At 45.1% G+C, this 9,714-nt stretch carries 10 protein-coding genes; 1 reads left to right on the top strand and 9 read right to left on the bottom strand.

All coding sequences use genetic code 11. From position 1 onward, the window contains the following. Positions 1–272: 272 nt before the first annotated feature. Positions 273–1,412, bottom strand: a complete 1,140-nt coding sequence (lldD, locus tag AX660_RS18425; protein ID WP_068380242.1) for an FMN-dependent L-lactate dehydrogenase LldD — start codon at positions 1,410–1,412, stop codon at positions 273–275. 138 nt (positions 1,413–1,550) lie between these two features. Further along, a complete protein-coding gene (locus AX660_RS18420; RefSeq protein ID WP_068380239.1) occupies positions 1,551–4,247 on the bottom strand; it encodes an exo-rhamnogalacturonan lyase family protein in 2,697 nt (898 codons plus the stop codon). 232 nt (positions 4,248–4,479) lie between these two features. Between AX660_RS18420 and AX660_RS18415 the strand changes: the two genes are divergently transcribed. After that, entirely contained in the window at positions 4,480–5,250 is a 771-nt protein-coding gene (locus AX660_RS18415; protein WP_068380236.1) for a DUF1961 family protein, read from the top strand. A gap of 58 nt (positions 5,251–5,308) precedes the next feature. Here the strand turns inward: AX660_RS18415 and AX660_RS18410 are convergent, their stop codons facing one another. From AX660_RS18410 to AX660_RS18380, 7 genes are all read right to left on the bottom strand, one after another. After that, complete coding sequence (locus AX660_RS18410) at positions 5,309–5,887, bottom strand: YdeI/OmpD-associated family protein (RefSeq protein ID WP_068380233.1); 579 nt, start codon at positions 5,885–5,887, stop codon at positions 5,309–5,311. Between the two features lie 22 nt (positions 5,888–5,909). Then, the gene (locus tag AX660_RS18405) at positions 5,910–6,326 is read right to left on the bottom strand and encodes a GFA family protein (RefSeq protein ID WP_068380231.1); all 417 of its coding nucleotides are present in this window, start codon (positions 6,324–6,326) and stop codon (positions 5,910–5,912) included. 48 nt (positions 6,327–6,374) lie between these two features. Beyond that, complete coding sequence (locus AX660_RS18400) at positions 6,375–6,842, bottom strand: nuclear transport factor 2-like protein (protein WP_068380228.1); 468 nt, start codon at positions 6,840–6,842, stop codon at positions 6,375–6,377. A gap of 58 nt (positions 6,843–6,900) precedes the next feature. Next, on the bottom strand, positions 6,901–7,206 hold the full coding sequence (locus AX660_RS18395) for a DUF1330 domain-containing protein (protein WP_068380225.1): 306 nt from the start codon (positions 7,204–7,206) through the stop codon (positions 6,901–6,903). Positions 7,207–7,281: 75 nt separating this feature from the next. Next, positions 7,282–7,659 carry an MAPEG family protein gene (locus AX660_RS18390; protein ID WP_068380221.1) on the bottom strand — a complete coding sequence of 126 codons (378 nt, stop codon included), beginning with the start codon at positions 7,657–7,659 and terminating at the stop codon, positions 7,282–7,284. 189 nt (positions 7,660–7,848) lie between these two features. Beyond that, positions 7,849–8,580 (bottom strand): alpha/beta hydrolase, encoded by a 732-nt coding sequence (locus tag AX660_RS18385; RefSeq protein ID WP_131811832.1) that lies wholly within the window; start codon positions 8,578–8,580, stop codon positions 7,849–7,851. Between the two features lie 85 nt (positions 8,581–8,665). Beyond that, on the bottom strand, positions 8,666–9,682 hold the full coding sequence (locus AX660_RS18380) for a DUF4405 domain-containing protein (RefSeq protein ID WP_068380215.1): 1,017 nt from the start codon (positions 9,680–9,682) through the stop codon (positions 8,666–8,668). Positions 9,683–9,714: the final 32 nt, after the last annotated feature.

Genomic DNA, 9,714 nt, shown 5'->3' with positions numbered 1-9,714 from the left:
TGCCCTTTACTCAGCTTAGAAGCGGGTCAGTAATGGTGGGTATTTTTACATGGTCGAAGCGGCAACCCTACCGCGAGAGCGGTTTAGTCCAATGGCACATTTGAGTCGCTCACTTTCCAGCCATAAAGCAGGATACAGATTATCTTTTGTCCTGCTTTCCTCCGCTTTCTCTGTGTCCCTCTGTGGTGAAAATACTTTGGCTTTAGCTTTGGCTTTGGCTTTGGCTTTGGCTTTTAACTATCTACTCGTGTCTAGTTTCTAGCCTCTGCTTTTTAAGCCAGTATGCTTTTATTCACCGCAGCCAGATTAGTGCAACCCGCTAAAGCCATGGCGACTCGCATTTCATTTTCGAGAATGTTTAGCACATCCAACACCCCCTTTTTCTTGGCGGCGGCGAGGCCGTAAACCCAAGGGCGGCCTATCATCACGGCATCGGCGCCCAGCGCGATGGCACGCACTATATCCAAACCGCTACGCACGCCGCTGTCCATCAGAATTTTGATATCACCTTGTACCGCGTCAGCAATGGCGGGTAAGGCTTGAATAGATGACAATGCACCGTCTAACTGACGGCCACCGTGATTAGAAACAATCACGGCATCGGCGCCAAGTTTGGCCGCTTCTTTAGCATCTTCGGGATCAAGTATGCCTTTGATGATCAGTTTGCCTTTCCAATTGGCGCGGATCATCTCTAAGGTTTTCCAGGTTACGCTGGCATCAAAGTTTTGATTTAACCAGGCCCAGAATTCATCAATGCCGGCATTGTCACCCAAGACTGGTGCAATGTTACCTAAGGTATGGGGGCGACCCATTACGCCTACATCCCACGCCCACGCTGGGCTCATGGCCGATTGAATAAAACGTGCGCTTTGGCGACGAAACATACTACCACCCGACAATCCCGAACGAATGTCGCGATAACGAGTAGAGGGCACCGGCATATCCACGGTAAACAACAAGGTATCTGTACCTTGCGCTTTGGCTCGTTCTAACATGGCGCTCATAAAACCACGATCTTTGATCATATAGAGTTGAAACCAAATGGGGTTTTGCACACCATTACGTACTTCTTCAATCGAGCAGGCCGATACGGTAGACAAACAAAAGGGTACACCTTTTTCTTCGGCGGCTTGGGCGGCGAGTACTTCACCCCGCCTTGCATTTAAACCTGCAATGCCAACTGGTGCTAGTACCACTGGTAATTTCCAATCCTGACCGAATAACTGACAAGATGTATCAACGCTGGAAATATCCCGCAAAACTCGCTGACGTAGTGCGATTTTTTGCAGATCAGCAGTATTGTTGCGCAGCGTGGTTTCGCTAAACGCGCCACCATCTATGTATTCAAACAAGTACTTGGGTAAACGCTTTTTAGCCAGAAGTCGGTAATCATCAATATTTGCAGGGATCACGTTGTGCTTTCTCTATATGGTTAATTAATTTTGTTGTTGCCCAATTAAACTGCCGTTTTAGCAAGTCTAATCTGCGCCACTTTAGCATGGAATATAAGACTAAAGTGGCGCGTTATTGTGCCTTTTAAATCTATTAATTTAGTCCAGTGCCGCTGGCACTAAAGCTAAATTTTGAATAGCGGCCAAGCCCCATTGGGCGGCATCGTTGGTCGATACCCAAGCAGCTTCGTCAATTGGATTTAACACAGCTGGGCCACTGACTGGCGCGGTACCTATAGTCTTTTTACCGCCCCATTCTTTACCAAACTCTTGCCATGCGCGCTGTGCAAGTTTTTTATCACCCGTTACCATCGCCACATAAGCGGTTAAACGAGAGTGCGCCACGGTTAAACTATTGCCTTTAAACGACTCACCAAATTCAGCTTCTTGCTCGGCCTTACTAGCACTGTAAAAACGCCCATATTTGAGCCAAGCGGCTTTAAATTGTGGCACATCAATTAACTGGTTCAGCTCGGCGCAAATCTCGATCAAACCAAAAACCGAACTGAGATGCGACAAGCTCGGTCCTTCGTCGGGATAAGGTAATAAAGTTTTGGTTTTAGCTTCATAAGCAAAAGCTCCGGCAAAAAAGCCTTGTGGATGATCACCAATCACCTGCATGGCATTTTGCAAACGGGTTTTGTATTGTTTGTCTCCCGTGCGCTCCCAAGCGGTTAGCCAGTTGGCAGCAGCCGAACCAAAGTCCGTGCCCACACCTATTTTGGCGTAATTTGGCATAGGGTTATGCTGGGCCACTTTGCGGGTTGCATTAAGTGTGACGAGGGCTTCATCAGCATTAATCACTTCGTTTAATACGTCACCCGTGCGCTCGTCGGCCGTCAGGTAATAATGAAAACGGCGATAAGCGGCGGTACTAATACGTAATTGTTTGGCACTGCAGCCCCAATGTTGCACGTTGTGGCGTGTGCCCAAACCTTTGAATTGCCCGGCATGATATATGTCTACATCGCGGTTATGGCGGGTCATGGCTTCGGCTAGCCTAAAAGTATCGGCATCGCCGCTGCGTAAAAACGCCAACCATAACCACAAATCGGGTGATAATTCAGAGTTATCCCAAGCGTAACCACCAATGTCATAACGCCACACATGACGGTCTTCATCATAGGTGTGCATGATGTCGCCGTAATTCCAAAAGCCATACCAATGATGCTGATCTACCTGCTTTTTATAAAACTCTACTTGCCAAGCCAAACGATCTTCAATGGCGGCTTTTTCTGGCGTTGAGCGATCCGGCAAACTAAACAACGAGGCAAAGACCCCAGAGGCTAAATAATCTTGTGGTGCCGCTATCACTTGTGCTGGTAATCGTATGCTTTTGGCCAGCTCGATAGTTTGCTCCCGTGACGGTGTGGCAGCCAACACAGCCAAGGTAAACTCGGAAGTACGCGCGACCCCGTAAGCACTGCCAAAACCCGGCTCGTAATCTTCGTAAGTAACATTGAGTGCGTCGAGTTGTTTTTCGTAAGTATCCTGACCCATGCCATCATGATAAAAACGTACGTCCATGGCTGGCGCATCGGGTGACCAAAACCACATGGTAGCCTGAGCTACATCGCTACCTGCGTTACGAATATCAATTTGCACCGGGTGCAATTGCCAAAAATCACGCATACCAAACAAAATACCACCGCTCGCTCCACCTAAATAACTTACGCCACTCGCTCTATGACCTTGATCAGAATCAATCCAAGCATGGCCGGCTTTAGTGCGCTTTTTAATGGCAAAACCATTGGCACTGAGTTGCGATAAGGTAAAATCGTTCCACACGGGGATCCAGTGCATACGGCTACTGACACGCTCATCCCACTCGCTCAGCGGTGGTGTTGCAATACCGGCAATTTGTGCATCGCGTACGGCCCTACCCGGATCACGGCGTAAGCCTGTAATACCTTGCGGTGACTCAGCCCATAAACCGTCATTTTCCCCGACAAAACGCACATGGCGGTTATACAACGCGTCACGCTGCACCACTTCAAAACGCAAACCTAGTCCACGGATAAAATCACTTTTATCTTCACCGTCATAAATAAAACTGTGGCTAATGCGCAGTGACTCACCACCAGCATACATATAACAACGCAGGGTAAAAGGCAGCCATTCACGGCCACTCGCTGTACTGTGTTTGCCTTCGATTTTAACCGTAGCGCGTATTGGCCCTTGTTGCTCAAGCGTAACCTTGTGTATTAGCGACTCAAAAGATTCCACCGCGGCGTTATATTCGGCATCGTGTTGTGGCAGGCTTTGACGTAAACCCACCAGCTTGGCGTTTTGCCCAATCACCTGACCGTTGCGCTCTAAACGTTTGATAATGTGTTGGCCGCCTGTGCCAAACACACAACTAAATACGCCGTTATCTAGCACAATCTCAGAGGATGATTGTTTAACTTTAATCGGCAGTTTAGGCGCAGCTGATTTGCCTTTTTCGAGTTTAAATTGCTCACCCAAACTGACATTTGCTGGTACTGCATGGGCCGTCCATTTAATACTGCCATCAGGCCAAAAAGCGCTATTCCAAGTTTGCAAAGGCACATTGTCGCCTTTGTGATTAATCAACCGTAAACTTTGACCTGCTTTTAACTGCCCCTTAGCCCAAGGTTGCCCCCACGTTGTGCCGGCTTTGTCTTGTGGCTCTTTACCTTCTAGCCAACTTAATGTGCCCGTTTGGCGGGTAATTGGTTTTTTAACTAAGGGCGTTTGCGCTTGTGTTGCCATGGATAATGCCAAAGGCAGAGATGCAGCTAAAGAGCCGGTTTTAATAAAGTCACGCCTGTTCATAGTACCTCACTAATTATGTTGTAAGAGCGCACTCGGAGTTGGGAAAGTGATGAGTGCAGTCTTACAATTGGTCTGGGCAATTATAACGTATTTATAACACACGTGACTTAATATGAATAGTAATGATTACATTTGATTTACAATGAATGATTGAGGTATATTTCTATTAGAAATAACACCTGTAAAATACTTATCCCCACACTCAATTATTGGAGGGTTTACATTGCACAAGATGATAACCAAGGCGCCAGGCTACTTATTTATCACTACCTTAAGTAGTGTATTCAGCTTGGCACTCTATGCGGCGCCACTAGCCCCCCAACTCACTTTCGAAAAAGGTAATTTACTTTACGACAATGCACTGGCTAGTGCTACGGATGTGGCAAACTGGGTGATGGAAGGGTCAGGTGAAACACAATTTAATGATGGCTGGATGCAAATGCATTCACCGGATGAACAAGGCCACCACGTATTTTGGTGCCCACAGGATTTTCCCGATTCGTTTATCGCCCAGTGGCAGGTACAAAACCTGAAATTTGATGCCGGTCTGGTGATCGTGTTTTTAGCGGCTAAAGGAGTCAATGGCGCAGATATTTTTGACTCCACACTGCCCAAACGTGATGGCACCTTTGATCAATACACCTTAGGTAAAATCAAGAGTTACCATATCTCGTATTACGCCAATGCGGCGCACAATCCTGATCGCGCTCATGCTAATCTGCGCAAAAACAATACCTTTAGTTTGCTGCAAGAAGGTGAAAAAGGTATCCCCACCCTATCTGAGCAAATCCATACCGTGACCATGGTAAAAAACCATGATCATATCCAGCTGTACATCGATGAACGTAAAGTGATTGATTACAAAGATAATCAACCAATAGTTGACGGTGTGGATACAGGCGCACCTTTAAGCGATGGCAAAATCGGCTTCAGGCAGATGCAGTGGACTAAATTTCAGTATCGTAATTTTAAGGTATGGGAGTTAGTCCCATCACAACCTTAGGTAATAGTGTGACTCAACTCTACATTCTATACACAGATTAGTGAGGCTAATTGTATGCTCAATACAGTTTCTCCTCATTTTCAAGCATGTTTAATAGTTTATCGAAGCGTTTTTGCCGGGTTTCTGGTTTTTTAGCGGTTTGCAAACGATAGACAATGGCATACAAATTCTGGCGATTTAAGGTATCAAAAAAAGCTTTTGCATTGGGGCGCGAGGATAATGCAGCTAAAAAGTCCTCTGGCACTACCATCTCACTGGATGGTGCATAGGCCGCTTGCCAACGACCATCAGCCTGGGCTGCACGACAATGCGCTAAGCCTGACTCCTGCATTTTCCCGGCTGCGATTAACTTTTCAACATGCTCACGGTTACGCTGTGACCAATTACTGTTGGCTTTACGTGGGGTGAAACGTTGCAGGTAAGCGTGCTCATCAAGGGATTTTTTTACGCCATCAATCCATCCCCAACACAGTGCTTCAATCACCGCCTCGTCCCAGCTAATGGATTTTTGCAATGTGTGTTTTTTATAAATTTTTAGCCACAGTTCTGGCTCTTTATCGTGATTGGCTTGTAGCCATTGCCAAAACGCCGCGCTGTTCTCAAACGGCAGTACTCGGTTCTGATCGACTTCAGGCATAATTTATAAATACCCGAATGCCTTAGGTAATGCTGGCAAAATAGGCCATTATTTCAGCTTGGCTAAGGTGTTTGCTTTGATTGGTAAAACAATAATAGTCGGGACGCTGATCACTAAAATATTGCATATCCATTGTTAAATCTGGCAAATTTTTAAACAAACCTACTGGCATATTGTATTCACCTGTCGTCTTAAATTTATAAAACAAATGGGTTCCACATTCACTACAAAAACCACGAGTTGCCCAAGACGAAGAGTCATACTCTTTTACCTTATCACTGCCTTCAATCACCACATCTGTACCACACTGCAAGCCAAAAAATGGCCCACCAGCCCACGTTCTACAGGTTTCACAATGGCATACGCTAAATTGCGGATTAATGTTGTTTGCAGTAATTTTCACCCTGCTACAAAGGCAACTTGCGGTTGACTGTATCATCTTAGTTTCTCCTTTAACTCAATCTGGGACCTGTTTATGTCCTGTTACTTATTCATGATACTTTCGGATCACGGCTACTTTGTCGTTTTCCATCTCTAATACTTCCATCATGGTTTGGGTATAGGAGATAGCTTGTTGATTTTGTGGATGAATTCCTTCAGCAGTATTTTTATAACGAATGGCAACGGCAGAGTCATTAAAAACAAAAACATCAAGCAGTTCTGCTGAATAAGCGGTATGTGCACCGAGATAAAAAGTCATACCTTGGCGCATAGCTTGTTTGCCGTCTGGCAATCGGGAATCATCGGTAACATAGGGTAAATGAGAATGCCCCACATCGTCGGTCAGCAATGCTAAATAGCCTTCCAACTCTTTGCTTGTGGCATTGGGTGCTTGAGTTGCTACCATGCTACTAAAATAATGATGGGCAAAATCATGTAGTTTGTTTTGGGTTTCATTGGCTAATGCCAGAGGAACAACCACTAACGACAATACAGCGATGAGCATCTTTTTCATGCCTTACTCCCTTTTGATTATTAATTTGTCTTTAAGCTTAATGCCAAGGCAAACACTCTTACATTTTTTGACCTTTGAGTAAGATAGATACCTTAATCGATTGCTCTTTTAAGTGCAGAAAGGTTTTTCTTTGCTCGTCTGCCATAAACCGCTGAAAATCCGCCTCGCTTTTAAAACGAACCAAATGAATTTCATAAGGCTTCTCGATTGCACCTACTTCAATATAGGTATTGGCATCAGGCCTTATCCTAAATAACAGTTCGCCATTGTAGTGAGTAATAATGGGAATGGCATGGGCTTCAAACTCATCAAAAACCTGCTCTTGTCCTGCATGAATATAAATCAGTTGAGTGATATATAGCATTTTTTACATGTCCCCAAAATGGCTTTAGTGGGATGTGGGGCCTGCCACGATTAATACGCATGACCCCACAGAAACTTAATTCATTACTACGCCAACTAACACTGCAATCAACAGAATAAAAGTGGGTAAAATAGTTAAGATAAATCCTAATTCACGTTTTTTAGGATCGGCCATATAGGAACGTTGATATAAAAAACGGCCCACAAGGTACACAGCACCAATAGCTGCAATTATCGGGTTAGACCAATAAACACTGGCTATAAGCAGTACAGGTAAAAAACCAACCAACTGTTCTAGGGTATTCATTTGGATGCGAAAGGCCCGATCGAACATTTCATGGCCAGTCGTAGCCGGGGCGTTAACGCCATATTTTCCTCTGGCTTTACCAACCAAGATGCCAAAGTAAAAAAACTGTAAAACAGCCAGTGCAGCAACAATGTGTACGTAGTTCATATCTATCCTTAGTGGTGGTTTGATTAACTATAAAAATTTACAAAACGCATGCCAATAAAACGGACATGTCGCTTTTATGGCTTTGGATTAAAGCCTAGCCATTATGTTGTAATGTTAAAATAAATATCGATGTTTATGGTTTCAAAATAATTCAATTTGAGCTGGTTGATGAAAATCCTTAAACCATAATCAGCAGCCCAGTACAAACTTGCACACATGTTGTGAATAATCCTCTAGAAAGGCCTGTTTATCAGGTAGTGGTTCCTTACTATGTGGAGGAATTAAATCCATAAATGAAAAATGCCCAGCGCCATCAGTTATGCATAACTCTACGGATGGCCAACCACTGAGGGCATCAACCAACCATACTGTTTGACTCACCGGTGTGATGTTATCCACCGATCCAACCCATGCCAGAATCGGCACAGGTGTGGCGACATCAAGTGCACATGGCGCTTGGAAAAACCGAGTTGGAGCGGCCAACATTACAAGGCGAGTTAATCGACTATCTGGCGTAATACCGACGTGTTTACCCGGCCCCAACCACATTTGCGCACCCAATAAAGCAAAAAGTGTAGCCGCACCAATTGAATGCCCTACACCCACAACGGCAATACCCGGCGCGACTAAAGCATCAAGAGTAAGTGACAGTCGTCTCGCTCGTAAGGCCAGTTCGTCCTCACTTGGCATTGCGGAAGTCAGTCGCTCAAAATGTGGCGCTACCACCATGCATCCGGATGCAACTAAGGTATGCAAAAGTGTCGCGTAACGCTCCGGCAGACCACCCGCGCCTACGGCAAAAAGTACCACTGTTGAGACTGTGTTATTACTGTTATAAAGCGAGACATTAAATGACGCGGATCCATCAGTTAAACAGCTTATTTCCATCTGCAAAATACGTCTTGGCTTAGTTGATGTCATTAAGGATAACGAGTTGCACACTTACCATCAACACAGGCCACGTCACTATTGAAATAAAAAGCATCCGAAGATGCTTTTTTAGCCCTTATTCTACTTCAGCAACGATATAAGACAGAATATCCTTGGCGGTGGTGATTTGGCTTAGGTCGGCATATAGCTCGCCATCTGCACCTGAGTGGTGGCCATGACCTAGCAGCTTTAATAAATACTTTTCTGAGACGTTGGAGTCGATAGTCACCCCGTAAATTAACGAAGGTTGACCAGAAGATCCGTCGCCGCTGTAGATAGGATCATCAGGGTAACGATCTTTACTATAATGCTCGTTAAAATCGTAGCTCCGATTTACTTCCACCAGCAAGCGGTATTTACCCATACGTGGTGCGCTCATGGAAATTAACGAATCGCTCTGTGGCGTGGCGCCAGTTACACCATCAAGGTCAGCATTATTTTGTACCGGTGCAAAGTAGCCGTCTTCTTCTTGAATGCCGCGGCGGTGGCTCCAATAAGGTAGGGCTTCTGGGCGGCGGGTGATCCCTTCTTCTGTTTCACCAAAGCCTGAATTGGATATCTTGCCAGTAACATACAAGGTATCGATGTATTCACCGTCCAAGGTTTCCATCCACACCGCGACTTGGGGTATAGAGGTGTAAGTTATTTTCCAGAATATTGGCTGCGGTTCTGATATATAAGCACTGCCAGCTTTGAGGAATAAGTTTAATTTAGGTAAGTCGGCTTCACCACTCAAGTCTAACAAGGTAATTTCAGAGGTTACCGGCTGATTGGCGGCTCTAAGTTCTTTACTAAAATCCATCACACTAGAAAAAGGCGGCACACCTAACATTAAACCTGCAGCGAGTACCACGACACCGACACCACAACCTGCAAAGGTTTTTTTGCCCACTTTTTGTTTGATGTGACTGAGATACACTCTGAAATTATTTTTAAAGTGCCAAATAGTGCCGATCATAAAACACATGGATGCCCACACATGGGTTGCACCCACAAAATAATTCCAAGGCAGTGCATAGAGTAAAATGCCACTCACCATAAGTGTCACAAATATGATTGAAATGGTGATGGTAACGGAAGTTCTAACGTTCATGATGCTTTCCTGCAAATCTAAAATAGTAACGG

Source organism: Paraglaciecola hydrolytica (assembly GCF_001565895.1).
Taxonomy (GTDB): domain Bacteria; phylum Pseudomonadota; class Gammaproteobacteria; order Enterobacterales; family Alteromonadaceae; genus Paraglaciecola; species Paraglaciecola hydrolytica.
The sequence above is the reverse complement of the archived record's forward strand: the minus strand, read 5'-3'. Positions and strand labels throughout refer to the sequence as shown.